The sequence below is a fragment of the Neobacillus canaveralius genome, assembly GCF_047237705.1.
GTDB lineage: Bacteria > Bacillota > Bacilli > Bacillales > Cytobacillaceae > Neobacillus > Neobacillus niacini_K.
Genome location: NZ_JBDFLL010000001.1, coordinates 4,886,481 through 4,911,595, shown reverse-complemented (window position 1 = coordinate 4,911,595; position 25,115 = coordinate 4,886,481). Strand labels below are relative to the sequence as shown.

The 25,115-nt window shown below is 36.7% G+C and carries 26 protein-coding genes and 1 riboswitch; of the genes, 15 read left to right on the top strand and 11 right to left on the bottom strand.

Annotation, left to right across the window (positions count from 1 at the left end):
* Window positions 1–37 precede the first annotated feature (37 nt).
* Window positions 38–439 carry a MerR family transcriptional regulator gene (locus ABC255_RS24080; RefSeq protein ID WP_412998621.1) on the bottom strand — a complete coding sequence of 134 codons (402 nt, stop codon included), beginning with the start codon at window positions 437–439 and terminating at the stop codon, window positions 38–40.
* Window positions 440–627: 188 nt separating this feature from the next.
* Complete coding sequence (locus ABC255_RS24075; protein WP_412997457.1) at window positions 628–1,761, bottom strand: histidine kinase N-terminal domain-containing protein; 1,134 nt, start codon at window positions 1,759–1,761, stop codon at window positions 628–630.
* Between the two features lie 199 nt (window positions 1,762–1,960).
* Window positions 1,961–2,067: riboswitch (TPP riboswitch) on the top strand.
* 129 nt (window positions 2,068–2,196) lie between these two features.
* On the opposite strand from ABC255_RS24075, the gene thiT reads away from it, so the two are divergent.
* The 12 genes from thiT to fumC all read left to right on the top strand — a co-directional run bounded on the left by thiT (window position 2,197) and on the right by fumC (window position 14,986).
* On the top strand, window positions 2,197–2,772 hold the full coding sequence (gene thiT / locus ABC255_RS24070; RefSeq protein WP_412997455.1) for an energy-coupled thiamine transporter ThiT: 576 nt from the start codon (window positions 2,197–2,199) through the stop codon (window positions 2,770–2,772).
* Window positions 2,773–2,903: 131 nt separating this feature from the next.
* The gene (locus tag ABC255_RS24065) at window positions 2,904–3,134 is read left to right on the top strand and encodes a FeoA family protein (RefSeq protein WP_412997453.1); all 231 of its coding nucleotides are present in this window, start codon (window positions 2,904–2,906) and stop codon (window positions 3,132–3,134) included.
* Window positions 3,135–5,141, top strand: a complete 2,007-nt coding sequence (feoB, locus tag ABC255_RS24060) for a ferrous iron transport protein B (RefSeq protein ID WP_412997451.1) — start codon at window positions 3,135–3,137, stop codon at window positions 5,139–5,141.
* Between the two features lie 18 nt (window positions 5,142–5,159).
* Complete coding sequence (locus tag ABC255_RS24055) at window positions 5,160–5,315, top strand: FeoB-associated Cys-rich membrane protein (RefSeq protein ID WP_335536181.1); 156 nt, start codon at window positions 5,160–5,162, stop codon at window positions 5,313–5,315.
* Between the two features lie 105 nt (window positions 5,316–5,420).
* The gene (locus tag ABC255_RS24050) at window positions 5,421–5,876 is read left to right on the top strand and encodes a helix-turn-helix transcriptional regulator (protein WP_335536182.1); all 456 of its coding nucleotides are present in this window, start codon (window positions 5,421–5,423) and stop codon (window positions 5,874–5,876) included.
* Window positions 5,877–6,002: 126 nt separating this feature from the next.
* Complete coding sequence (locus ABC255_RS24045) at window positions 6,003–8,033, top strand: transglycosylase domain-containing protein (protein WP_412997448.1); 2,031 nt, start codon at window positions 6,003–6,005, stop codon at window positions 8,031–8,033.
* A gap of 137 nt (window positions 8,034–8,170) precedes the next feature.
* Window positions 8,171–8,728 carry an RNA polymerase sigma factor SigY gene (sigY, locus tag ABC255_RS24040; protein WP_412997446.1) on the top strand — a complete coding sequence of 186 codons (558 nt, stop codon included), beginning with the start codon at window positions 8,171–8,173 and terminating at the stop codon, window positions 8,726–8,728.
* Entirely contained in the window at window positions 8,682–9,032 is a 351-nt protein-coding gene (locus tag ABC255_RS24035) for a YxlC family protein (RefSeq protein WP_412997445.1), read from the top strand. The genes sigY and ABC255_RS24035 overlap by 47 nt, the downstream gene beginning before the upstream one ends.
* A complete protein-coding gene (locus tag ABC255_RS24030) occupies window positions 9,025–9,225 on the top strand; it encodes a sigma-Y antisigma factor component (RefSeq protein ID WP_335536187.1) in 201 nt (66 codons plus the stop codon). Before ABC255_RS24035 ends, ABC255_RS24030 begins: the two co-directional genes overlap by 8 nt.
* 318 nt (window positions 9,226–9,543) lie before the next feature.
* Entirely contained in the window at window positions 9,544–11,301 is a 1,758-nt protein-coding gene (locus ABC255_RS24025) for an ABC transporter ATP-binding protein (RefSeq protein ID WP_412997443.1), read from the top strand.
* A complete protein-coding gene (locus tag ABC255_RS24020) occupies window positions 11,298–13,313 on the top strand; it encodes an ABC transporter ATP-binding protein (protein WP_412997441.1) in 2,016 nt (671 codons plus the stop codon). Before ABC255_RS24025 ends, ABC255_RS24020 begins: the two co-directional genes overlap by 4 nt.
* A gap of 293 nt (window positions 13,314–13,606) precedes the next feature.
* Window positions 13,607–14,986, top strand: a complete 1,380-nt coding sequence (gene fumC, locus ABC255_RS24015; protein ID WP_412997439.1) for a class II fumarate hydratase — start codon at window positions 13,607–13,609, stop codon at window positions 14,984–14,986.
* An 88-nt stretch (window positions 14,987–15,074) separates the two neighbouring features.
* Here fumC and ABC255_RS24010 read toward each other — a convergent pair whose 3' ends face one another.
* On the bottom strand, window positions 15,075–15,278 hold the full coding sequence (locus ABC255_RS24010; protein ID WP_095248511.1) for an alpha/beta-type small acid-soluble spore protein: 204 nt from the start codon (window positions 15,276–15,278) through the stop codon (window positions 15,075–15,077).
* Between the two features lie 326 nt (window positions 15,279–15,604).
* On the opposite strand from ABC255_RS24010, the gene ABC255_RS24005 reads away from it, so the two are divergent.
* A complete protein-coding gene (locus ABC255_RS24005; protein WP_412997437.1) occupies window positions 15,605–15,847 on the top strand; it encodes a hypothetical protein in 243 nt (80 codons plus the stop codon).
* A gap of 45 nt (window positions 15,848–15,892) precedes the next feature.
* Here the strand turns inward: ABC255_RS24005 and ABC255_RS24000 are convergent, their stop codons facing one another.
* From ABC255_RS24000 to ABC255_RS23965, 8 genes are all read right to left on the bottom strand, one after another.
* Window positions 15,893–17,002, bottom strand: coding sequence for an ABC transporter ATP-binding protein (locus ABC255_RS24000; protein ID WP_412997435.1), 1,110 nt, complete (start codon window positions 17,000–17,002; stop codon window positions 15,893–15,895).
* 119 nt (window positions 17,003–17,121) lie between these two features.
* Complete coding sequence (locus ABC255_RS23995) at window positions 17,122–18,009, bottom strand: PucR family transcriptional regulator (RefSeq protein ID WP_412997433.1); 888 nt, start codon at window positions 18,007–18,009, stop codon at window positions 17,122–17,124.
* Between the two features lie 131 nt (window positions 18,010–18,140).
* On the bottom strand, window positions 18,141–18,344 hold the full coding sequence (locus ABC255_RS23990; RefSeq protein WP_412997431.1) for a hypothetical protein: 204 nt from the start codon (window positions 18,342–18,344) through the stop codon (window positions 18,141–18,143).
* Window positions 18,345–18,404: 60 nt separating this feature from the next.
* Window positions 18,405–18,614, bottom strand: coding sequence for a YheE family protein (locus ABC255_RS23985; RefSeq protein ID WP_412997429.1), 210 nt, complete (start codon window positions 18,612–18,614; stop codon window positions 18,405–18,407).
* 75 nt (window positions 18,615–18,689) lie between these two features.
* Window positions 18,690–19,754: a YheC/YheD family endospore coat-associated protein gene (locus tag ABC255_RS23980; RefSeq protein ID WP_412997427.1), complete on the bottom strand. Its 1,065-nt coding sequence runs from the start codon at window positions 19,752–19,754 to the stop codon at window positions 18,690–18,692.
* Window positions 19,745–21,115 (bottom strand): YheC/YheD family endospore coat-associated protein, encoded by a 1,371-nt coding sequence (locus ABC255_RS23975; protein WP_412997425.1) that lies wholly within the window; start codon window positions 21,113–21,115, stop codon window positions 19,745–19,747. Before ABC255_RS23975 ends, ABC255_RS23980 begins: the two co-directional genes overlap by 10 nt.
* On the bottom strand, window positions 21,093–22,196 hold the full coding sequence (locus tag ABC255_RS23970) for a YheC/YheD family endospore coat-associated protein (protein ID WP_412997423.1): 1,104 nt from the start codon (window positions 22,194–22,196) through the stop codon (window positions 21,093–21,095). The genes ABC255_RS23975 and ABC255_RS23970 overlap by 23 nt, the downstream gene beginning before the upstream one ends.
* A complete protein-coding gene (locus tag ABC255_RS23965) occupies window positions 22,197–23,498 on the bottom strand; it encodes a YheC/YheD family endospore coat-associated protein (protein WP_412997422.1) in 1,302 nt (433 codons plus the stop codon). It lies immediately after the preceding gene.
* Between the two features lie 235 nt (window positions 23,499–23,733).
* Here ABC255_RS23965 and ABC255_RS23960 point away from each other — a divergent pair, with 235 nt between their 5' ends.
* Together ABC255_RS23960 and ABC255_RS23955 are read left to right on the top strand one after the other, a co-directional pair.
* Entirely contained in the window at window positions 23,734–24,081 is a 348-nt protein-coding gene (locus tag ABC255_RS23960; RefSeq protein ID WP_335535823.1) for a YlbF/YmcA family competence regulator, read from the top strand.
* A gap of 127 nt (window positions 24,082–24,208) precedes the next feature.
* A complete protein-coding gene (locus ABC255_RS23955; RefSeq protein WP_335535824.1) occupies window positions 24,209–25,078 on the top strand; it encodes a Cof-type HAD-IIB family hydrolase in 870 nt (289 codons plus the stop codon).
* The last annotated feature ends 37 nt before the right edge of the window (window positions 25,079–25,115 follow it).

Here is a 25,115-nt window from a genome sequence, read left to right as displayed (position 1 = left end):
ACGAGTTAAGGAGTCACCTCCTAGTAATTTAAAAAAATTAACTCGTTACATTCAAAAGGGAATTCGACAACACTGATTTTAGCATCAATAAGTTCGATGTGAGTTTTTCTTTCTGAATGTCATCCAATTTTTCAACTATTGGAATTAAATCAAATAAATCATTCTGCAGCTGCTGTATTTGCTGTGCAACTGCATTTACATGTTTTTCCACTTCTGAATCACGAATTGTTTTGTCCTTCTTCATATCTAGTTTTCTTTTAATCTCGTCAAGAGGATAGTGCAAACTCTTACATTCTTCAATAAATTTTAAATCCTGTAAGGATTCATCAGAGTATATTCGGTAATTAGATTTGGATCGTTCTGCACTTAGTAAACCAATTGATGTGTAATAATCAATTGTGCGTTTAGAGACCATTGCAATTTCTGCTAATTCACCGATACGATAAACAGCCCCATCAAATCACCTCGGTAATCTAAATTTTAAAATAATTATAGTAAATTACAACTGTACAGTCAAACGTTCTGGTTTGTATAATTGGTTGGTATAAACATTTTATGAAAAAAGTCTTGTCCTTATGAATCGGAAAATTATAAATTTTCAGAAAAGAAAATAGAAAATAACGTCTCCTATAAAGGAGACGCAGCAAGGGGTAATTTAATTGTAAATACGGTTAGGTCAGGAGTTGAAAGGCAGGTTAATTCACCTTTATGTTTTTCAATAATTTCTTTGCAAACGAATAGGCCAAGACCAGTACCTAGTTTTTTTGTTGTGAAAAAAGGCTCAAAAATGGTCTTTCTCAATTCAGCAGGAATCATTGGTCCATTATTAGAAATAGATAAAACAACATGTGAATTATTTTCTATATTACATTTTATCTCAATCGTTGGGTTCGGTATTCTGTGATGGTTTAACACGTCAATGGCATTGAAAATAATATTAATGAAGACTTGTCTCATTTCATCTGCATATCCATAAAGGGTGATCTCATCGACGATGTCCTTTTTAATTTTCACCTTACCGTCTAAAATACTTGGGTAGAGGAAATTTAAAACTTCATCAATTAATTTATTCTGATTAAATTGTTCCTTTTCCTTTCCAATTAATTCTTTTTTAGACAAAAGAAGAAATTGTGAGATTCGGAAATTAAGTTGATCCAACTCACTTGAGATAATATCGAGATATTTCATTTCTGGGTAGTCTGCCTTAAGAAGCTGAATAAAACCTTGTATCGAAGTCAGTGGGTTTCTAAATTCATGGATAAAACTTGAAGTCATTTGCCCTAGAAGGGTTAAACGGTCTTGATGAGTGGAATCAATAAACATTGTTTTTTCTTCAATAATTTTGTTTTTAGCTTCTGTATAATGAGTTACAGCGTAATATAGAAATTTATCAAAGCAGAAATTTATCTTGTTAATGGATTCTTGAAGATCTGCCCATACTAGACCTGACTTACTTAAGTAACTATATAAAACAGACCTGCCAAGATTAACATTGTAAACAAAGTCGCCAATATTGATATTAGCTAATGCTCTTTCTTCGGAAATTTCTAACGCATACTTTTGAATAGTTTCTAGGAGTTCTTCTTCAGTCATCGTATGCATATTTAATACTATATTAAAAATGGCTATTCCATTAAGACTTATTTTTTCTTTATAGGGATCTCCTTTAGAGATAACAATGGAATTTTCCCATTCATGAAGTAATTCCCCTTTATTCTTATTAAAAAAAGCTATTAAATCCATATGTAATTCAGATAACATCACAGTTTCCTCCTAAGACAATGCCGAACTGATTAAATTAAATTCGTGATAATAGCCGGAAATCCCTTTAAATAAATATAGGTAAATTTTATCAATTTTTATCCGTAATTTGATTGTTTATCTAATTATAACATGAATGGAAGTTTATCCTTGTAAAAGTCCTATAAAAATAGTATATTCGTGTATGAACATAATTAAATATTTCCACAGGGGGAGCTGCTTTTGGTGGCTGAGAGTGAACGTTCGAGTTCTGACCCTATGAACCTGTTAGTTAACACTAGCGTAGGGATGTGGTTTGCCGAATATTAATGTAAAGCAATGCAGACAATCCTTATATGTCCTGCATTGCTTTTTTGTTTATATGGCGCCATATTAAATTTTCAGTATAAACTTTCGAACGTTCTCCAAAATACAAACAAATTAGGGGGAACATGTATGGAGAAAAAGCGTAATAACACATTATTCTTGGTTGAAGTTGCTGTATTTTCGGCACTAGCTTATTTACTGGATTTGGTTTCAGGATTGTTGTCATTGAAAATATGGCCGCAAGGAGGGTCCATTTCTATTGCGATGGTTCCCATTTTCATAATGTCATTTCGCTGGGGAGTAAAAGGTGGAATCTTGTCTGGATTTTTACTAGGATTACTTCAGTTTATCCTTGGTTTTTCACAAATTTATACACTTCTACAAGGAATTATTGATTATGCTATTGCCTTCTCAGTAGTTGGTTTAGCAGGTGTTTTTGCTTCACAACTGAAAGATTCTCTTTCCCATAACAATAGGAAAAAATGGGTCACATTTGTGTTATTGGGAACATTTTTAGGGAGTGCATTAAGATATCTTGCACATGTAATATCAGGAATTGTGTTCTTTGGTGAATACGCACCTGAGGGTCAGCCAGCAGCAGTGTATTCTCTTTTATACAATGGTACGTATATGCTCCCAAGCTTTATCGTGTGTGCGATTATTGTTATCCTTGTCATCACTGCAGCACCAAAAAAAATGATATAAGTTAAAAAATAGAAAAGTCTGTGACTTTTCTATTTTTTTTTCGAACTTTTGTCACAAAATCAGCCATTTTTCAATGGTAAAATAATGATATAAATAAAGATAATCATTCTCAATTAACCTATGTAAGGGTGATGGTGATGTTCGGTTCGTTTAAAGTAGGAGATAAAGGAAAAATCATAGATATATCCAAAGTTGGTCGAATGGTGCAAAGACGGTTGTTGGACCTGGGAATAACAGAAGGTTCTGAGGTTTGTATTAAATGCGTCATGCCATTTGGGGGGCCAGTCATGATCGAATCATGTGGACAATGCGTCGGTCTTCGTCGTAAAGAAGCTCGCTTAATAGAAGTGGAGAGAGTTTAAATGGAAATCGCACTTATTGGAAACCCGAATACTGGAAAAACTTCATTGTTTAATAATCTTACTGGTTCCTATGAGTATGTTGGAAACTGGAGTGGTGTTACAGTTGAAAAGAAGGTTGGAGTTTTCAAGAATAATCTAGGAAGATTAATTGATTTGCCAGGGGTTTATTCACTCAATCCATTATCAAGGGACGAAGGGGTAGTTACTACCTTTTTCTTAGAGGAACCTGTAGACAGGCTGCTTAATATTTTGGATGCCTCTCAATTAGAACGTAATTTGCATTTAACATTACAATTGCTTGAATATGAAAAACCTGCACTAATCGGTTTAAATATGGTGGATGTCGCGGCCAATCGAGGTATACATATTGATACCGAAAAGTTATCACAGATTTTAGGCGTACCTGTTGTTCCTGTCGTGGCGAGAAGTGGTAAAGGCTGCGACCGGTTAATAGAGGTTATTTCAACCAGTTCAAGTCATTCTAAGGTAAAAAAACATGTTTATTATGGAAAAGCAGTCGAAGACGCTATCACTAAAATAAGTATTGAGATGATCGGTAAAACCGATCATTCACCTAGATGGCTTGCTCTTCAATTATTTGAGGGGAATGAATACGTGAAAAAGTTCCTTTCTGACATAATAGAACCTGCGAAACTTGAATCATACCTTTCTCAATTGGAGTCCTTGTTAATTCAAGAAAATGTTTATGTAAAATCGCTGGCAAACTTTATTTACTTGAAGAGAAAAGAGGTTATTGAAAAGATACTTGAAACCTCTGTTCGGAAGGTAAGTACAGTTGTACCAATGTCAGAGAAGATTGATGCCATCGTCACGAATCGCTATTTAGGAATGCCGATCTTCTTAATTTGTATGTATTTGATGTTTATGTTGACCTTTGATTGGCTGGGAACTCCATTGTCAGATATTCTGGATGGAATCTTAACAGGACCTGTAACAACAGGTGCAGAAAAATTCCTTGGAGCTATTCATGCCTCAGATTTCATACATGCATTAATTATTGAAGGATTAATTGCCGGTGTCGGCGGAGTCCTTGTTTTTGTTCCACAGATATTTATTCTTTTCTTTTTTATATCGTTATTAGAGGATTCTGGTTATATGGCGAGGGTAGCTCTTGTTATGGACAGAATTATGGAGTATGTGGGGCTGAATGGCAAGGCGTTTATTCCGATGATGATTGGATTTGGCTGTAATGTACCCGGTATCATGGCTGCTAGAACGATTGAAACACCCCGTGAGCGACTAATGACTATCCTATTAACTCCGTTAATGTCATGCTCTGCGCGATTACCAGTATACGCGTTATTTGTTGGAGCATTTTTTGTGGCACATAAAGCTCTCGTTGTATTAAGTCTGTATGTTCTGGGTATCGTTGTAGCTTTGATATTAGCAAAAATATTTACTAAAACACTATTAAAATCAGAAACATCACTATTTGTCATTGAACTCCCGCCTTATCGTCTTCCTCAAGTTCAATCGCTTTGGAGAAGTACATGGGATAAGGGAAAGGGCTTTGTTCGAAAAGCGGGAACGTTTATTTTTGCAGGTTCGGTTTTCATATGGCTGTTATCATACGCTGGTCCGAATGGATTAAAAGTGGATATGGATGATAGCTTTTTAGCCGCGGTAGGTAACTTATTTTCGCCGATTCTTGAACCAATTGGGTTCGGTACTTGGCAGGCAGCCGCTTCGTTAATAACAGGATTTTTAGCGAAAGAAGCAATTATTTCTACCATGAATATTATTTACTATGTCCCAAATGATGCAAGCTTACAAGGTTTATTGAGCAATTATTACACGCCGCTGGCGGCATATAGCTTTATGGTTTTTATACTATTATATATTCCTTGTTTAGCAACTACTGCTACTATTTATAAAGAAACTGGCTCAAAGAAGTGGACTGCTTTTTCAATCCTTTATGCATTGTTTATTGCATATGTTTTATGCTTGGTCATTTATCAGGGCGGAAAACTGTTTGGATTAGTATAAGAAGAGGATGTGTTTTGTATGATAGCTAATATCGTTATTGGAGCTGCGATATTTGGTTACGCCACTTGGGCATTGGTGAAGTTTATAAATAAATCAAAAAAGGGGAAATGTGCAGCATGTGACCTTGAAAAGTCCTGCTCTAGTCAAAGTCAATGTGGTATTCCGCCAAAATAAAACAGTAAAACTGCTATTCATTTATTGATAGCAGTTTTTTTCTTTTCAATATGAGAGAACTTGTGTAAAATTACACTAATAGGTGTATTGAAGGAAGGGTTTAAATTGAATAGGGATGAAATTATTATGCTAGTTTCAGATAAACTGCGATTAATTCGTACAGAAGCAGGATATACCCAGGATAAAATGGCTGAGATCATTGGTGTTTCAAAGAAAACCTTGGTTCAAATTGAAAAAGGAAGAGTGCTGGCAGGCTGGTCTACGGTAGTCACCATTTGTGCTTTGTTTAGAGAAACAGAAACAGTACAATTTTTATTTGGTAATGAACCGCTAGAAGTCTTGGAAACCGTGGCACGCGAAGGAATAGACTATCGAAAAATGAAAACCTTTGGGGGAAAAATTTGGTGGCGTGTAGTCTCAAGGAAAAACGGATTTATCCTCCAGCAGAATATTCTAAGTAAGCATTTCCGGATATTGGATGACAAACACTATAGGGTATACAGCAGCTTTGATGAAAAACAATCCAAAATCCGCTTTAAAGAATTAACCAAGAACGAATAAAGAAAAGCATTCGATTGCAATTTCGAGTGCTTTTCTTTTTTTTTTACCAAAAAATTGGTTAATATTTCCCCTTTTTGGGAAAAAGAAAATGATGTCCTTCATTTCTTATTTCTTAAAGGAGGAATTATGAAAAAGGTAGTGAATAATTGGAAGCGATGGCATATGAACCAATTAATGGTTCTCTCGTTTTTTCTTTTAGTTTTGGGCTTTCTAGGTATCGTGTACATTTATTCAATGGATGCAGATATTTCTTCCCTGAAAAATGAACTTCCCCAGGCAACCGTATTTTATGATTTTAATGGTGAGGTTGCAAGTAAAGTATCTGCAAATAAAAATGAGGGTATTTCGATTAATCAGGTTCCTGATTCGATGAAAAATGCGGTAATTGCCATAGAGGACCGTAGATTCTATGAGCACCATGGTGTAGATTATATTGGGATTACAAGAGCACTTATTCGGGACATAAAAGCCCGTGGAATGGTAGAAGGCGGCAGTACAATTACTCAGCAATTAACAAAAAACACGTTACTAACCTCTCAGAAGACACTAAAAAGAAAGACAGATGAAGTGTTTTTAGCTATGGAAATCGAGAGACAATTTAGCAAGTCCGAAATCCTTCAAATGTACTTAAATCAGATATATTTTGGTGACGGTGCTTGGGGGATAAAGCATGCAGCAAGCAATTATTTTGCCAAAGAAGTTGAGGACCTTACTATTAGCGAATCAGCCTTACTGGCAGGTCTAATAAAAGCACCTTCTTCTCTAAACCCCTATCAGCATTTGGACAAAGCAACCCAGAGGAGAAATCTTGTACTGTTTCAAATGAAGAAACAAGACTATATTACAACACAGCAATATGAACAAGCGATAAATGAAAAAGTTATCTTAAATAATAGAGGCGGAGATCCATTTCGAGGGAAGTTTCCGCACTATGTTGATCAAGTTTTTGAAGAAGCCATCAATGTCTATCATTTATCACAGGATGAATTATTAACAGGCGGCTATCAAATATACACCGAACTAGATCCTGCCATGCAAAGTGCGATGGAAGAGACATATCAAAGAGATGATTTATTTCCGAGAGGGTCAGATTCTCTGGTACAAAGCGGAGGGATATTGCTTGACCCCAAAACAGGTGGAATCCGTGCACTTGTTGGCGGCCGAGGGGAGCATACCTTTAGAGGTTATAACCGCGCCACACAATTAAAGGCACAGCCCGGTTCTTCTATTAAACCTATTGCCGTATTTACACCGGCTCTCGAAGCGGGCTGGAAAATAACAGATATGTTAAAAGATGAACCAATGAACTTTGGAGAATATGAACCCAAAAATTATAATCATGAATATGCTGGTGAAGTGCCAATGTACGAAGCTGTGAAAGATTCAAAAAATGTTTCGGCAGTCTGGTTATTAAATGAAATAGGAATTGAAAAAGGATTAAATTCAACCAAACGCTTTGGTATACCATTACAAAAAGGTGATCGTAATCTATCACTAGCACTCGGCGGATTAGAACAAGGTGTATCTCCGCTTGTCATGGCTGAGGCATATTCTGTCTTCCCTAATAATGGAGTTAAAATTAAAGCTCATGTCATTAAAAAGATTGTGGATGCAGAGGGGAATATTGTTGCACAGTGGAAGGAAAAAAGGGAAAAAGTCACAAATAAATCCGTAACTGATCGCATTAACACCATGCTTCTTGGAGTTGTTGAGCATGGGTCTGGAAAAAGCGTACAAATTTCGGGAAGAGAAATTGCGGGAAAAACAGGTTCGACGCAAGTACCGATTGAAGGAGTCACTGGGGTCAAGGACCAATGGTTTGTTGGATACACACCACAACTAGTTGGCGCTGTGTGGGTGGGCTACGATAAAACGGATGAAAAACATTACTTGAAAACGACAAGCGGAGCAGGTGCAGCGATTGTATTTCGTGAAGTAATGAAACAAGCATTACAAGGTACACCTTCTAGTAAATTCGGCGTCCCTCACATTGATACTCTAATTGAAAAGAGGCAAGAGGAAGAGGCAGAACAGAACCGAAAATCACTTGAAGAGCACTTTAACGATGGTTCGAGAAAATGGGAAAAAAGGTGGAGGAAACAAAAAGAAAAGTGGGAAAAGCGATGGAAAAAAATTGGTCCAAATATGAATCCTTAAGAAGAAGGCACGAAGAAATTCGTGGCTTTTTTTGATACAATTTAAATTATTCGTGAACGAAATGATTACATTCACGTCTTATACATAAACAAAAAAAGAAAAAGAGGGTTCGATGGGGGAAAGTGAGGACAAGTGTGATGGATCCGTTAATAAAAAGTGCAAAAGAAGGGGATCATCTTGCATTTGCTTGTGTTTTTAAGGAAAATTATCCATTCCTTGTAAAGTATTTAATGAAAATTACAATGAATCCAGATATGGCAGAGGAACTAGCACAAGAAACAATGGCAAAATGCATTCAAAAAATTCATCTCTATAATGGTCAAAGTAAATTTTCGACTTGGCTGATTTCCATTGCCACTAACGCTTATATTGACCAATGTAGAAAGCAAAAGAGAGAAAACAAATGGATAGGACAAGAAGAAGTTTTTCGAAAGCTGAAATGGCATTTTGAAAGCCGGAATGAGGAATGGAACGATGCACTAGAGGCATTAGGTAAATTACCCGTAGACGTTCGGGTTCCCATTGTCCTGAAGCATTATTATGGATACTCATATGATGAGATTGGTACATGGATGAAAATTTCCTCTGGAACGGTGAAATCAAGAGTTCATAATGGAATCTTGGCAGTAAGAAGGGAGCTGAAACTAGGTGAAGAAACAGAAGGTCGTCATACTCGACAACGAACAACAAAATAATCATGACTTGGATGCTATTCACAAACTGCAGGATGGATTAAGCAAGATTGATCAATTCCCTGTCTATACACCTGATCTACAATGGTTTGAAAATATGGTAATAACCGAGAAGGAAAATAGCAGAAAAAAACTAAGGAAAGAATTATCCTTATTTCTCATGATTGCATTAATCATTTTAAGTGGAATCATTGTTTCTTTGTATCAAATGCCCATTGTTTTTCTCTTCATTCAAATTATTACTACGGTTTTTATTGTTTTCTACACAATTACTGGATTTCGTAAGAAGGTGAAAATTAATGAGTAATGAATTATCACCCACTTTGATCATTATTGTTGCAGCTATCCTTTTACTGCAAAGTATATTTCTATTTTTAGATGCCAGAAAACGCAATCATAACTATTGGTTATGGGGAATCGTCGGGCTAATTCAAGCTCCAATGCCAACACTTTTTTACCTTTTATTTGTTCGAAAGATTTTTAGAAAGAGGTCAAATTAATTAGAGTGGAAAATTCTGAAAAATAGGAATTGACATATAAATAAACTGGTGATAATCTAACAAAGGATGTAAAAAAAGGAAAAGGAGGGTTACAAAATGATTGTTTTACACAGAACTTTATCTGCAACTGAATATTCGAATGTAACCTGCTCCCTATTAACCTTTTTTTAGTGAGTCTATTTAATTTCATTGATAATGAGTCACAGGTTGCGTTCTTTTTGATACGTAACGTGTGTTTTTTTGTCTCTTTTTTTAGTTTCGAGGCATACTGCACTCTTTTGCGGTATGTCTTTTTCTTTTTTACAAGGGGGTATGGAGATGTTTTCAGTTTTAAAGAAATTGGGATGGTTTTTTAAAGAATATTGGAAGCGGTATGTAATTGCGATATCGTTATTAATTCTGGTTGGGATTTTTGACGTTGTGCCGCCTAAAATAATAGGGATGGCAATAGATGATATTCATCTTGGCGAAATGACTAATGGAAAAATCATTAAATATTTAGGCTATCTGATCTTGATCATGGTTGTTTCATATGGAATCACCTATGTTTGGATGTATAAATTATTCGGTGGAGCTTTTCTTGTTGAGAGGAAGATAAGATCCCGATTCATGAAACATTTGTTAAAGATGTCGCCAACCTTTTATGAAAAAAATCGAACGGGCGATCTAATGGCAAGAGCCACAAATGATTTAAAGGCAATTTCCATCACCGCAGGGTTTGGAATCTTGACCTTGGTGGATTCAAGTGTTTGGATGCTTACACTAATTATTACAATGGGGATTTTGATTAGCTGGAAATTAACCATTGCGGCGATTCTTCCATTGCCAATTATGGCATATATCATGCAAATTTATGGGAATAGAATCCATAAGCGTTTTATGGAAGCACAGGATGCTTTTGGGGAGTTAAACGATCGGGTATTAGAATCAGTTGCAGGTGTAAGGGTTATTCGTGCCTATGTTCAGGAGGAGGCAGATCGAGGAAGATTCCATCAACTAACAGAAGATGTCTTTCAAAAAAATATTAAAGTAGCAAGGATTGATTCCTTATTTGATCCAACCGTAAAAGTACTGGTTGGCATAAGCTATATGATTGGCCTTGGTTATGGAGCTTATTTAGTTTTTAATCAGGCAATTACCTTAGGTGACCTTGTTTCTTTTAATGTCTATTTAGGAATGTTAATCTGGCCGATGTTTGCAATAGGTGAATTAATTAATATTATGCAAAGAGGAAATGCGTCCCTGGACAGAGTAAATGAAACATTGTCCTATCAGGAAACCGTTGAAAATCCTTCAAAGCCAGTTACAGTTGAAAATGCGGAAAGAATTGATTTTAAAGAGGTTACGTTTCGCTATCCGTCTTCAAAAGAGGATAATTTGACGAATGTTTCAGTTCAATTGCTTCAAGGGCAGACATTAGGGATAGTTGGAAAAACAGGCAGCGGGAAAACCACACTGATTAAACAGTTATTACGGCAATATCCTCTTGGGACAGGTGAACTGTCTATCTCAGGTGTACCTCTCGAAGAGCAATCGTTAAATCAAGTTCGCCAATGGATTGGCTACGTGCCTCAAGATCATATTCTTTTTTCAAAAAGTGTTAAAGAGAATATTCTGTTTGGAAATTCTGAAGCAACAGAGGAAGAATTAGAAAAAGCCATTGATTTAGCTGCATTTCGAAAGGATTTAGAGATGCTCCCTGAAGGATTAGAAACGCTGGTCGGCGAAAAAGGTGTAGCATTGTCTGGCGGTCAAAAACAAAGAATATCGATTGCGCGGGCGTTAATAAAATATCCTGATATCTTGATACTAGACGATTCGTTGTCAGCCGTTGATGCCAAAACGGAAAAGAGAATTATTGATAATATTCGTGAGATTAGAAAAGACAAAACTACGATTATCACAACTCATCGAATGTCAGCTGTTGAGCATGCAGACCAAATCCTCGTTCTCGATGATGGGAAAATAATAGAAGCAGGAACTCATGAACAATTGCTTACTAATGATGGGTGGTATAAAGAACAATTTTTACGTCAACAAGTGGAAAATAATTTAGAAGAAGAGGTGACAGCATGAATACAGGCCGGCGATTAACGCAGTATGCATTAAACTATAAAAAAATCATTTTTGCAGCACTATTTATGCTGACCATTTCCGTTGTTACTGATTTAGCAGGTCCATTTATTGCGAAAAATATTATCGATCAGCATATTTTAGGTATTGAATCTGTTTGGTATGAAACTTCAAGTGGGAAAAACACAGCAGAATATAACGAGCAATTTTATAAAAAAGAAAAGAATTTCCCAAACGGTGAACAAAAGGGTAAAGAAATAAGAGTTCTGCAGGTTGGAGCAAGGTTTGTCATTGTTGAAGGAAATATTGAATTTGATGGTAAAAGAACCTTTAATGATGGAGTTTTAACGATTCAAAAGGGTTCGGAAAAGGCTGAATATGGCGCACAAGTCCTAACCACGAAAGAACTGATGGCATTTTACGAGTTGGAAATTCCGGGGATTATTACACTGCTGGTCATTTATTTTGTCTTATTAGTAATTTCAGCTATTTTCCAATATGGACAGCGCTTTTTACTTCAGAAGTCAGCAAATCGAATCATTCAAAAAATGCGGGAGGATGTATTTGGCCAGATCCAACGGCTTCCTATCCAATACTTTGATAACCTTCCAGCAGGAAAAGTGGTTGCGAGGATTACCAATGACACAGAGGCCATCCGCGAATTATATGTGACAGTGCTCGCGCAATTTTTTACAAGTGCGATTTATATTACTGGCATATATGCGGCACTTTTTATCTTGGATATTAAACTGGCAGCGATTTGCTTAATATTATTGCCAATCCTTTATGTATGGATGATAGTATATCGAAAGTTTGCTTCCAAATACAACCGTGTTATACGTTCACGAATTAGTGATATCAATGCAACCATTAATGAATCGATTGGCGGCATGAGCATCATTCAAGCATTTAGCAGAGAAAAGGAATCAGAAAAAGAATTCGAAAAACTGAATACTGAACATTTTACGTACCAAAATAAATTATTAAGTTTAAATTCTTTAACTTCTCATAATTTAGTGGGGGTTCTAAGAAATCTCGTTTTTGTTGCATTCATATGGTACTTTGGGGGTCAAGCGTTGAATCCTGCTTCGGTTATTTCTCTAGGAGTGCTGTATGCATTTGTCGATTACATTAATCGTCTTTTTCAGCCAATACAGGGGATTGTCAATCAATTAGCCAATTTGGAAACGGCCTTAGTGGCTGGTGAAAGAGTGTTTAAACTCATGGATGAACCTGGTGAGAATGTAAGTTCACAAAGAATAGATCGTTTTCATGGTAATGTTACATTCGATCATGTATCGTTTGGGTACAAAGATGGTGAGTATGTATTGAAAGATATACACTTTGAGGCGAAACAAGGGCAGACAATCGCGCTTGTAGGACACACTGGATCTGGCAAAAGCTCGATTATGAATTTGCTTTTCCGTTTCTACGATTGTCAAAAGGGTAAGATTCTTATTGATGGTCATGATATTGTCAGCATTCCACGGCAAACGATTCGTAATCATATGGGGATTGTTTTGCAGGATCCATATTTGTTTACGGGTACCATTGCGTCGAATGTGAGTCTTAGTGACCCTCAGGTAACAAGAGGAATGGTAGAAAAGGCGTTAAAGGATGTTGGAGCAGATAAAGTCTTTAAAAACCTGGAAAATGGTTATGATGAACCTGTAATTGAAAAAGGAAGTACTTTATCCAGCGGTCAGCGCCAGTTAATCTCCTTTGCTAGAGCCCTAGCCTTTAATCCAGCTATCTTAATCTTAGATGAAGCCACATCCAGTATAGATACTGAAACCGAAGCTGTTATTCAAGAAGCCATGGATGTCTTGAAAAAAGGTAGAACGACGTTTATTATTGCGCACAGGTTATCAACCATCCGGAATGCTGATCTAATACTTGTGTTGGATCGTGGAAAGATTGTCGAAAGTGGTTCACATGAAGAATTGATGGTACTAGGGGGAAAATACTATCAAATGTATGAACTCCAAAAAGGCAGTGCCGGACTTGTGGGCTAATGTTCATAAAATGTTCAAATCTATACTAGTAAAATGTAATTTTTATCACATGTAAAGTCCCCTAATTATGATAATTTATATATGTTTAAGCTCTTTCATAATTAAAAGGGGTGGAATGATATGACAGACTTTTCAATCGTAAATGTAATAGGCAGCTTCTTAATTCTTTCTTATTTTATTGGTTATATGGTCGTGAAACATTAAATGCAGACAATATGTCTGCATTTTTTTTTAGCAAAAGGGAATAAGGATAATGATATAGATACAAAAATGAAGTAGAGAGGCGGGGAACTATGGAAAAGTTTAGATTGGAAAAAGATACTCTTGGTGAGATTCCGGTCCCAATGGAAAAAAATTGGGGTGCACAAACACAACGTAGCTTCGAAAACTTTCAAATTGGCAGTGAAAAGATGCCACTAGAAGTGGTTTATGCTTTAACCTTTATAAAAAAAGCAGCAGCAGAGGTTAATCATTATTTAGGAAAGCTCACGAAGGAAAAAATGAAGGCTATTCTGACCGTTTGTGATCGAACACTTAAAGGGGAGTTTGATGAGCATTTTCCGCTTGTGGTCTGGCAGACTGGAAGTGGAACACAAACCAATATGAATGTGAATGAGGTTATAGCGAATCGAGCGAATGAATTATTAAGCAATCAAGGAAGTGAAGAGCGGGTACATCCAAATGATGATGTGAATATGTCTCAGAGCTCTAATGATACCTTTCCAGCAGCAATGCATGTTGCTGCCTACATAAAACTTACTGATAATTTAATTCCTGCTCTCAATGAATTGAAAAACACCCTTTTATCGAAGGAAAAAGCCTTTATGAATCTCGTTAAGATTGGCAGAACACATCTTCAGGACGCGACGCCAATAACGCTCGGTCAAGAAATAAGTGGTTGGAGGGCTATGCTTGAAAAGAATGAAAGGATGATAAAGGAATCAAGTAAATATGTCCTTGATCTTGCTATTGGTGGGACAGCTGTTGGCACTGGTATAAATGCTCATCCACAATTTGGTGAAAAGGTTGCAGAAAAACTCGCAGCCTATACAGGGTATCCATTTAAGACTTCACAAAATAAATTTCATGCACTAACGAGTCATGATGAAATTGTTTTTTTACATGGTGCTATAAAAGCTTTAGCAGCCGATTTAATGAAAATTGCCAACGATGTGAGGTGGCTCGCCAGTGGACCCAGAAGTGGAATTGGTGAGTTGCTGATTCCGGCAAATGAGCCGGGGAGTTCTATTATGCCTGGTAAAGTAAATCCAACTCAAAGTGAAATGTTAACGATGGTAGCATGCCAAATTTTTGGGAATGATGCGACGATTGGATTTGCCGCGAGCCAAGGAAACTTTGAATTAAACGTTTTTAAGCCAGTGATTATCTATAATTTAATTCAATCGCTTACACTATTAACAGATGGAATTCGTTCCTTTAATGAAAAATGTGCTATGGGAATAGAAGCCAACAATGAAGTTATTAAAAAACATGTGGAACGTTCCTTAATGCTGGTAACGGCATTAAATCCATATATTGGTTATGAAAAAGCGGCTGAAATTGCAAAATTAGCTTTTAAAGAAAATTGTACTTTAAAGGAAGCCGCCGAAAAAACAGGTTATGTCAACCCAGCACAATTTGATGAATGGATTAAGCCTGAAAATATGGTCTAGGATTACTATTCACCCAGATGAAAGCCCCCTCCAATCATGGAGGGGGCTAAAGCCATATTATTTAATTTTTACTGTGTTTGCTTAAAGATTAGCGTTGGAATCCGCCAAGTTGTTGCTCAGCCATTGCTACAAGACGCTTAGTGATTTCTCCTCCGACAGAACCGTTTGCACGAGAAGTAGTGTCAGCACCAAGATTTACACCAAATTCTGTTGCAATTTCATACTTCATTTGTTGAAGTGCTTGCTCCACTCCAGGTACTAAAAGTTGATTAGAGTTGTTGTTACTAGCCATAGTTGAATAACACTCCTCTTAATAATTTTGGGGTCAGTATGGAATTGAACCATTATGGTTAAGCTAACCATTGCCACCATGGCCTAACCCACATTGTAAGTAGTAAGATATTGGAGCAGTTGATGAAAAGAGATTTCCTTTTCACTTGGTAACCCATCGATGTAAGGTGGTTGCTTGCTTTGTTTGTTGTTGCTTGCTTTGTAATATTTATTATGATTAAAATCGGGCAGCTTATTCGATTATTTATCTGGTAATTTATTCCGGTACATAGTGCGGTAATTGTAACGCAAACTAACTTCATATTAAAAACTAAAGGGTGAATGGAAATGTCAATATGCCCAATATGTAATGGTTTACGTGAAATGTATTTAGTGTGTACCCATTGCGGGGAACAAATGATAGATAGCGGAAGACTAATTGATTTTTTTGATGATTACAGTCCGTATATGGAAATTGATTTAATGAAAATGGAGGACGGTTTTCCAGATACCAATTCAGGGCAAAAATGCCCGCATCTTTATACTTGTCCATCTTGTCATAACGACGATGTCATCTTTATTAAAGAATAGCAATACAAAAAAGGTCCCGCGATTTTGCGGGACCTTACTTTCGAATTATTCATTAGCCACGCGAATGCGGGACTCAGTTTCAGCGTCAAAGAAGTGACCTTTATTTAAATCAAATGCTAGTTCTAATGTATCTCCAGGGTGAATATCTGCTCTTGAATCAAGGCGGGCAACGAAGTCCTGGCCATCAATACTAGAGTATACCATTAATTCAGCACCAGTTAATTCTGCTACGTCTACATTTGTGGTAATTTTAGTACCAGCAGATGCTTCGATAAATACAGGCTCATCATGAATATCTTCTGGACGAACACCAAGGATAATTTCCTTACCAACATATCCTTGCTCACGAAGAACTTTCATCTTGCCTTCAGGAACTGCGATAGAAGTTTTGCCAGCTACAAACTTACCATCTTCAAGTCTACCATTGAAGAAGTTCATGGCAGGAGAACCGATAAATCCGCCAACGAATACGTTTTCAGGCTTTTCGTATACTTCTTTTGGTGTACCCACTTGCTGGATAAGTCCATCCTTCATAACTACCAGTCTAGAAGCCATTGTCATTGCTTCTGTTTGGTCATGTGTTACATAAATAGTTGTTGTATTTAAACGACGGTGAAGCTTAGCAATTTCAGCACGCATCGCTACACGAAGCTTTGCATCAAGGTTTGAAAGAGGCTCGTCCATTAAGAATACCTTTGCGTCACGAACAATCGCACGTCCTAATGCAACACGCTGACGCTGACCGCCTGATAATGCTTTAGGCTTTCTTTTTAAATAAGCTTCTAATCCAAGAATCTTTGCAGCTTCATTTACACGACGTTCAATTTCATCCTTTGGAAACTTACGAAGTTTAAGACCGAATGCCATATTATCATAAACTGTCATATGTGGATAGAGGGCATAGTTTTGGAATACCATTGCGATATCACGATCTTTAGGAGCTACATCGTTCACTCTTTTTCCGTCGATATAAAAGTCACCTTTTGAAATTTCTTCAAGACCAGCGACCATACGTAATGTTGTTGATTTACCGCAGCCAGACGGACCTACAAATACGATAAACTCCTTATCTTGGATATGTAGATTAAAGTCTGTAACCGCTGTTACTTTATTGTCATAAATTTTATAAATGTGATCTAATTTTAATTCAGCCATTGTGTAAAACCTCCCTGTTTTGATTAACTTAAGTGTACATGAAAAGGTTTTCAAAAAGTATGGACACAATGCACAAAGTTCCTAAAGTGAAATTTGTGCATTGTGTCCTATCCAAATTTCTATTTCCTTTGTTCAAAAAGCAGGCACGCTAGAAAGACGGTAAATGCTCCGTAAAAGTCTTTTAATTGTACTCCTGTTTTATCAATAAATTTATCAATCCGATACTGTAGTGTATTTCGATGGATATATAATTTTTTAGCCGTTAAACTGGCATTCAGATTATTTTCAAGGAAGACTTTGATTGTCGTATATAACTCAGGATCTTCCGTGAATACAGAGGAAAGCTCCATTTTAATTTTTTCTTTCATGTATTCCGGCAGATTGAATGCCACAAATGCTGGAAAGATTTTTTCAAAGGTAAGGATATTGGTACGTTCAAGATTTTCCTTAGCGAATTCAAAATACTCTTTTTCTTGTAAAAAGTGGGTACGTAAATGATTGGAGAACGGGTAAACTTTCCCGAAATAAAAGGATATTTTTACGTAAAAATCACTTTCTAACGTATCTGCCATGGAAGTTAATTCACTTTCGGTGAGGGACAATTGTCTTCTTTCTTCAATGACGATCCCATTATGGTCATCTTCCCAAATAATTTGTATTTCATCAGAAAAAAAGCCTTTGATTGCGGGCTCAATTTCTGTTGGGTCAACCCCAAGACCTTTAATATGGAACTGAATGAATCGAAAATTACTGTCGGTACTTAGTGAGGGCATTGACCCATTTAATAGTAGAAAATCATGCCATTTTCGCGATAGAGTGGTTAATGGCTTTGAAGGAATTTTCACTTGTTCATATAGAACCTGAAGAAGATTGAGCTCCTTTTCCGTTAAATCTGATTTCGGAATCGCAAGCCAGTTTTTTTGAGATACGTCAAAAAATATGTAAAAATGATCGGATGTATGTTTAGGTTGGTCAGAATATAATATCGAATCTTCGTATAAGGACATAAGTTTTTTAAACAAGGTCAACTTCTCCGTTTTAAATAAATTTTAGAAATAATGAATTAATTATATCATTAATTCTGCTTAAATTATAAAAGGCTGACTCGTTAAGTTGTCAACGTGTCAGCCTTTTACCTTTATTCATTTAAGTTAGATGGGGGTTCTTCTTCTGTGAGATTTCGTGCTTCTTCAATATTGGTGGTGTCGTGGCGCGAATGAACTGATCCACCTGATAATCCTTCATTAATGATTCTGTCAATATCTAAATAGACCTTGTCTTTACCTTCATACTGTAAATCTGTTTTTGCTTGCTGGTTTTTTCCTTCTTCCACAATTACCATTCCCTTTCTGTGTTTTCTAATAGTTTGCAAAAAAGGGCAATATTTCATTCAGGCTAGTCATTATTCGTAAACGTGGTACAGCATTAGCTCATGGATTTGGGTGGTTAATGTTTCAATATCATCCTGTTCAGGAGTATTCACTGTCCATTCAATTTTACCAGTTTGGTGATAGATACCTGAAAATCTTTGTTTTTTATAGTAAAAGGAAAAATTCCAGCCTGGAATATTCTTATTTTCAAATAAAGGCTTAAATTGAAAGTGTGTCAGCAATGGTAACATCTCCCTTAAAGACTAGTGATTACTACTAGCTTACGGGAAAAATTAAATACAATCCAGTGAAAGTTTTCAGTCTTTTTTGGGGGCGGTCAGCTGCAGGAACAGCTGGCATAGATGTTCGATTCTTCTTTCTTCTATATCTGTTTCATCAAAGCTCATCGGTTTTGAGTTCACCTCGTAAATATAGAACTGTCCAGATTGACTAATCCCCATATCAATCGAGAATTCACCGAAAAAGCCAAACGTTTCGGATAGTGACGCACCAATGTGTTCGACAACAGTATCAATAAAAAAATCGTATTCCTCGTTTTGTAATTGTTCATATGGCAAAAGCCTTCCGCCTGAAGGAATATGTGTAGTGATATCCTGCTTTTGGGATTGTCTGATTCCGATTCCCGTAACCTTATAATGATTTTTTTCGGCATGTGCAAGAATACGAAAATCAAATCGTTTTCCTTCATAAAGGATTGACTTTATTTCCTCTTGGGCCAAATAGTTTTTCTCCAAAAGTCTGCTTTCCCAATCTTCCCAAAAAAGATCAAATGTAACGAATTCTTCATTTTCGTTTAATCCTTTTACATGTACTTTACTTTCCGTATCTAGTTCAAGCTTATAAATCCCATTCCCTTTAGCTGACTGAGAAGGTTTTAAGTAAATGGTTTGGTATTGAGATAAAAAGGAAAAAAGCTTTTGTTTATGTTGCGCTGCTATAGTGGCCGGTAAAAATGTATGAAGAAAAGGATGGTTTTTAAAGAGGTGATAAAGCTCAGATTTATCAATAAAGCTTGGATTAAAAAAGGGAATGTTCCTTTCTTTCAAGCAAGCAAAGAACAAACTGCTTTTAAGTTCTTCTTCTGACCTTCGAAAAGGTATTCGATTATAAACGAGATCGGGAAATGGAGAGGTGATTCTTTCCCATCCATTCCTGTCTGGAATAAAGATATAGCCATCAATGGAGTCTTGATGAACTCCATCCAGCGTAAAGATAAAGCTTATTCCATTAAGTGAAATAAGCTTTTTTTGTAGTTCAATAAAAAGTGCGCCATTCCCAGCAATCGAGCCGTCTTTTTTTCGTGCAGTCAAAATACCGATAACGGGGGTTATACCTTTGCTCCACGGATTGGTCACTGCCATTTGATGACTTCCTCGGGATGCAGGATGGATTGTTCCGTCAAAAAAACGGCAAACGCCATTGATAACTTACAGGTAAGTTGATCGAAATTTTTTAGCTCCGGATGACTGAATATCGATCTCCCTGGCTTTGAATTTGCCTCAAATAACCAGACGTCACCACGTTTATCAATCCCTAAATCAAAACCAATCTCAGCAATTATGCCTTCCATGTTGTTTGTTATTGCTTTACTTAACAGGAGTGCAGCATTAACAAGCTTTTCAGTAAAAAGCTTACAGTCTTCCGGTTGGAAGATTTCCGCAAGTGTTTTGATTTCTCCGCCACTTCGGGCATGGGTAGTTACACTGCCAAGCCCAGCTATTTTTGCAGCCAATGCTGTGACATGCCAAATTCCCTCATCATCTTTGTTTGTGTGTATCCGAAAATCAATCGGTCGCTGTTCGTGCCGTAATAAGTGAATGCCTTGTTGAACAATCATTTTGTCTAAGTTACGGTTAGCGAAAACGGACTTAAACAATCCCTCAATGGACGAGAACTTCCGTAGACGATTCACACCCTCACGATCTTGATAACGACAGTAATATTGGTCATTGATTTTATCATATAGGATTTGATGTATACCCAATCCTAAGCTTCCATTAATTGGTTTTAAATAGATATGACCATATTTAGAAAGCATGTCTTCAATCATTGAAAAGGAAGTAAATGGGTGTGTTTCTGGGAGGTAAGCAGCGACAGATTGGTCTTGGTGTAATCTCTCATAAATGTCGAGCTTGCTGAAAAATCCGGGATTATACCATGGGATTAGATAGTCCGATTGCAAAGTTTCTTTCACTTTAGCCAGTTTTGGGCTTCTTTCACTTTTTCTATTCGGCAGCCGATCATAGATAACATGGGGAAAAGGCACCTCCATACTCTGCCAATTATGATCATGATAGAAATACCCACTAATTGTCCCTGTATCCCAATTAATATGCTGTTCTCCAAAAACAAATGGGATCGCCCCGACGTTTGTTTTTACCGATAATAATTTAGAGAAAAAGTTCGTTCTGTCACCTATCGGGCGGAGTGGGAATGGGGTGAAACCGGCTGTAAATATTCCAACAAGCGGTCCTAGATTGAGAACATGATGGTCAACAAATACATGCAATTTTATTGAAAAATCGGGAAAGAGTAATTGTTTTTTTACCTCATTGCTTATCATAATAGAATGGTTTTTCTTAGTATGAGGTCTACAGTCAACATCGAGCGCTTTTGAACCAAATGCTATTTTTTTAATAACCTTATCCTTCAAGAGCTCTTGAGGACAGTATACAACTAATTGGCTGGTATCAGCTATTTCAATGGTATAGCGTTTTCTCATAGTGGCTCTTCCTTTCTTTACTTGCTGATTGAATAAGGTATTTTCCATAAAGAAGGGGTGCAAGGAATAATGTATCTTTTAAGTCAGGCTCGGTACTTAAAACAATTTTTCTTCCTGGCTTTGAATTCACATCAAGAATCCAAATGGCCCCATTTTTCGCGACCCCGATATCAACTCCAATTTCAAATAATGGTGAAATTTCTCTTTCAAGGATATGGGGGAGATTGGTTGTAATAAAATTCAACTCCGAACAAATATATTCTTTGCCAGCTGGTGAAAAGTTGGAGGACCAGGTAGTAAAGTCCATCACTGATCCTCCGGCACTTAAGTTTGAAAGAATGCCTCCTGTATTTCCTATTCGAATTCCCTTTCCACGTTCTACCCAGACCCCTTGTTCATCTTTCTGAAGTAAAATTCTAATATCAAATGGCTTTGACGCAGTGTTAGATAACTCTAGGTAGGGCTGGATAAGATATGGCCGAAAGTTAATCAGGGGCTGCAGCCATTGAAACAGTTTTGTTTCATTTGGGAAAATTCTAGAGATAATTTTCTTATTCTTTTCGGTTTTGACATGAATGGTTTTATCGTTTTTCTTTAAATAATAGATCCCATAACCTTGTGATCCATTAATCGGTTTTATAATAATTTTTTTTTGTTTAGTTAAAGCAGATATTACTTCTGAGCATTCTTTAATAGACTTTGAATGGGGTAAGTAGGGTGCTAATCGAGAGTTGGATAATGTTTCATATAATTCTAGTTTATTAGGTAATCCAAAGCCTAAAAATGTAATGTCATCCCTGCTTTTTAACCAAGATACAATCGGAATACATTGCTTTGAATGTTCATCATCTCCGTAAAAACAGCGATCATAGATGAGGGATGGAATTGGAAATTCGTCATCAATCCAATTCTGTTCCACTGCACAAAAACGTCTCCCTTTGACTTGTTGGGTCAGTGGATTAATAGAAGATGGAAGAAAGTGATAACACTCCATGCCGCAGGAATGACTGCGTGCAGCTATTTCATGAATATACGATGCTTCACTTTCTAATTGTAAGGTCATAATACCAAAGGTTGTCATCTATGAATCCTCCATTTCTGAGGTTGTGTCTAATGCAAGATTTGTACAAAACTGAATAATCGCTTTTGCCGACGGTCTTATTTTCATTTGACCATCTTCAAAGTTTTTCGATGGCTTTGAATTCACTTCAATAATCCAGGGCTTTCCATCCTGGTCAATGCCAATGTCGATTCCGAGTTCTCCGGTGATCCCAGATGTCTTTCTTTCAATAATCAATGCTGTTTCGATGGCTAAATCTTTCATCTGAGCTATGACCCGTTTCGCTTCGCTTATGCTCATGTTCTCTTTTAGAGCGTTTATTGGGGACATAATTTCCCCGCCCCTGGCAATATTTGAAACAAACTCATTTTCTGCCGAAATCCGTGCCACCACTGAGGTTACATCCCAGTTGTTTTGATGGTTTTTATGACATAATACTCGATAATCCATTCCTCTAGATTGATAGGTAAGGAGGGAGATACCCTGTTGGATAATGCAGATTCGATTGCTCACCAAAGGTTTGAGAAGCCGATATGTCTTCTCAAAGGAAAGGATGGTTTGCTTGTTTTCTAACGATGATGTGATGGAAGATTCTAATGAAAAATGGTTTTCTTCTTTTTGAAGTTTAAAAATATTTCTGCCCTGACTTCCATGTACAGGTTTAATAAAAATGGTTTTATACTTTTCTATAAAAGCAGTTAGATTATCTTTTGTAAAAATATTTGTATCTGGTATATAAGAATGAAGATGGTTCTCATGGGCTAAGTGCTCATGAACCTCCCATTTTGAAAGAAAGCGATCATTAAAAATAGGAATACATAACTCCGCAAGAGTTTGGCGAAATAATTGATACTCCCTACCAAATTCCAACCTCCGGGAGTGGATTCGATTATAAATCACATCTGGCAAAGGAAGTCCTGCAGGCTTCCATATCCCATTGTCAAAATAATATCCTTGAACAGAAAAATCTGGGTAGGAAAATACATATAAAAATCCACCATTTTCTGTTATCCCATGATGAAGTTCTTCACAAAAATTATGAATTGAACCAAAATGGGGTTCATCATTTCCTTTATTTTTAAAATCTGTAACTAAACCAATGATTGGGCCCAAAAAAAGTAAATTAAGTTCTTTTTTATATATCACATGAAATTTATATAGCTGAACCGGTAAACAAAAAAGTTGAAATAGATTTTCAGGGAAATGAATTTCGTTAGGTGTCATCTCGACAGGTTGTATATTAACTTTCACCATTTTCTTTCCTATAGAAATCTTGATTTCGTGTTTTTCAAGCTTAAGTTGTTTATACAGTTGTGAGGACATATGAGCAAAAATGTCTGACCTGTTTCCTGATTCTATAGGAACAATTGTGATAGGGGGCATTGTCACTCCTCATTTATTGGCGAATATAGGTTAAAATAGGCATTCGTAGATATGGTATCGTATGTTATCGCCCAATGGTTGGTGATACTTAATTGCGAGCAGTTGAACATCCTCGCATTTACCAACATAGTTTGTTATAGTTATTAGGATTATTTTCTTAAGAGGAGTGGAATGAATGTCCGTTAATTTACACGATGCAGCTTATGCATTAGAAAAAGCAATTCGTCAAAGCGATGAATATAAACAATTACAGCAAATGTATCATGAGGTTAATGCAGACCCAACAGCAAAGAATATGTTTGATCAATTCCGTCAAATCCAAATGAATTTACAACAAAAACAAATGATGGGGCAGGAGATTTCAGAGCAGGAAGTCCAGCAGGCACAATCAACGGTAGCCGTTGTACAACAAAATGAAAAAATCGCCCGACTCATGCAGGCCGAACAGCGGATGAGCATGATTATTGGTGAGCTAAATCAACTAATTATGAAGCCTTTAGAGGAACTATACGGAAATCTATAATCGCGTAACAAAAAGCTTTCGGGTCTTCCGGAAGTTTTTTCTTTTCTATTGCACTTGTTCTATCTGTGGGTGAAAAATCATAAAAGTGTTATAAGGGTATCTTCACCAAGAACAGGGGGCTTACGTAATGATTTATCGTTTGCTTGCATTAAATATTGATGGAACTCTATTACAAAGTAACGGAAAAATTCATAAGTCTACAAAGGAAGCCATTGAGTATGTTCAGCAAAAAGGTATTTATGTAACTCTTATGACATCAAGAAGCTTTCCCTCAGCCAAGAAGGTTGCAAGGGCATTGAAAATAAAAAACCCGCTAATTACACATCAAGGTGCCGTTATTGCAAATATCCAGGATAAACAAAATCTCGTAGAAAGAATTAACGAGAATATAACCTATGATACCGTTCGTTTCCTAGAAGGTTTGCCGTGTCAAATCAGGCTGGTACATGAACAATTTTCTTTAGCCAATAGGTTGAAATTAAATAACAATTTATTAGCCAAAACCGTCTTTACTTCAGGGGATCCTGTTTTTTATTCTCAACAGTTTGTTTCGTCATTAAGTGAATACTTACATGATCAACCAGTCACCCCACCGAAAATTGAGGTATATTTTGAAGATGAGAGTGATCTTCAGGATGCAAAAAAGGCGATTGAAAAGATGTTTACCGAAATTGAAACCATTCAACTAGATCGGTTACGATTAGATATTGTCCCAGCAGGGGTTTCAAAATTAAAGGGTTTAGCTTTCCTTGGCAGCCACCTTGGTATCCAGCTCAAAGAAATGGTCGTCATTGGCGAAGGGTTGGATGATATCCCAGCGATTGAGGCGGCAGGGTTAGGAGTGGCCATGTGGAATGCTGAATTTGAAGTAAAAAGAGCAGCAGACTGGGTGACAAGATCGAAAAATGAGCACGGTGTCGCCTATATGGTTAAAGAACACTTCAGAAAACAACAGCCAATTGAGTTTTTAAGGAAAATGAATATCATTAAAAAGTAAAATTAGCAGACATCATCGTCCTATACGGTGATGTCTT

What these genes read in the sequence shown, in the direction of transcription:
- ABC255_RS23955 (WP_335535824.1), top strand. Translation starts at nt 24,209, where the DNA reads ATGATTTATCGTTTGCTTGCATTAAATATTGATGGAACTCTATTACAA.
- ABC255_RS23990 (WP_412997431.1), bottom strand. Translation starts at nt 18,344, where the DNA reads ATGGTAATTGTGGAAGAAGGAAAAAACCAGCAAGCAAAAACAGATTTA.
- ABC255_RS23965 (WP_412997422.1), bottom strand. Translation starts at nt 23,498, where the DNA reads ATGTCCTCACAACTGTATAAACAACTTAAGCTTGAAAAACACGAAATC.
- ABC255_RS24025 (WP_412997443.1), top strand. Translation starts at nt 9,544, where the DNA reads ATGTTTTCAGTTTTAAAGAAATTGGGATGGTTTTTTAAAGAATATTGG.
- ABC255_RS24065 (WP_412997453.1), top strand. Translation starts at nt 2,904, where the DNA reads ATGGTGATGTTCGGTTCGTTTAAAGTAGGAGATAAAGGAAAAATCATA.
- sigY (WP_412997446.1), top strand. Translation starts at nt 8,171, where the DNA reads ATGGATCCGTTAATAAAAAGTGCAAAAGAAGGGGATCATCTTGCATTT.
- fumC (WP_412997439.1), top strand. Translation starts at nt 13,607, where the DNA reads ATGGAAAAGTTTAGATTGGAAAAAGATACTCTTGGTGAGATTCCGGTC.
- ABC255_RS23980 (WP_412997427.1), bottom strand. Translation starts at nt 19,754, where the DNA reads ATGGCAGTGACCAATCCGTGGAGCAAAGGTATAACCCCCGTTATCGGT.
- ABC255_RS24005 (WP_412997437.1), top strand. Translation starts at nt 15,605, where the DNA reads ATGTCAATATGCCCAATATGTAATGGTTTACGTGAAATGTATTTAGTG.
- ABC255_RS24030 (WP_335536187.1), top strand. Translation starts at nt 9,025, where the DNA reads ATGAGTAATGAATTATCACCCACTTTGATCATTATTGTTGCAGCTATC.
- thiT (WP_412997455.1), top strand. Translation starts at nt 2,197, where the DNA reads ATGGAGAAAAAGCGTAATAACACATTATTCTTGGTTGAAGTTGCTGTA.
- ABC255_RS24045 (WP_412997448.1), top strand. Translation starts at nt 6,003, where the DNA reads ATGAAAAAGGTAGTGAATAATTGGAAGCGATGGCATATGAACCAATTA.
- ABC255_RS24000 (WP_412997435.1), bottom strand. Translation starts at nt 17,002, where the DNA reads ATGGCTGAATTAAAATTAGATCACATTTATAAAATTTATGACAATAAA.
- feoB (WP_412997451.1), top strand. Translation starts at nt 3,135, where the DNA reads ATGGAAATCGCACTTATTGGAAACCCGAATACTGGAAAAACTTCATTG.
- ABC255_RS23960 (WP_335535823.1), top strand. Translation starts at nt 23,734, where the DNA reads ATGTCCGTTAATTTACACGATGCAGCTTATGCATTAGAAAAAGCAATT.
- ABC255_RS23970 (WP_412997423.1), bottom strand. Translation starts at nt 22,196, where the DNA reads ATGACAACCTTTGGTATTATGACCTTACAATTAGAAAGTGAAGCATCG.
- ABC255_RS24010 (WP_095248511.1), bottom strand. Translation starts at nt 15,278, where the DNA reads ATGGCTAGTAACAACAACTCTAATCAACTTTTAGTACCTGGAGTGGAG.
- ABC255_RS24020 (WP_412997441.1), top strand. Translation starts at nt 11,298, where the DNA reads ATGAATACAGGCCGGCGATTAACGCAGTATGCATTAAACTATAAAAAA.
- ABC255_RS23975 (WP_412997425.1), bottom strand. Translation starts at nt 21,115, where the DNA reads ATGAGAAAACGCTATACCATTGAAATAGCTGATACCAGCCAATTAGTT.
- ABC255_RS23995 (WP_412997433.1), bottom strand. Translation starts at nt 18,009, where the DNA reads ATGTCCTTATACGAAGATTCGATATTATATTCTGACCAACCTAAACAT.
- ABC255_RS24055 (WP_335536181.1), top strand. Translation starts at nt 5,160, where the DNA reads ATGATAGCTAATATCGTTATTGGAGCTGCGATATTTGGTTACGCCACT.
- ABC255_RS24075 (WP_412997457.1), bottom strand. Translation starts at nt 1,761, where the DNA reads ATGTTATCTGAATTACATATGGATTTAATAGCTTTTTTTAATAAGAAT.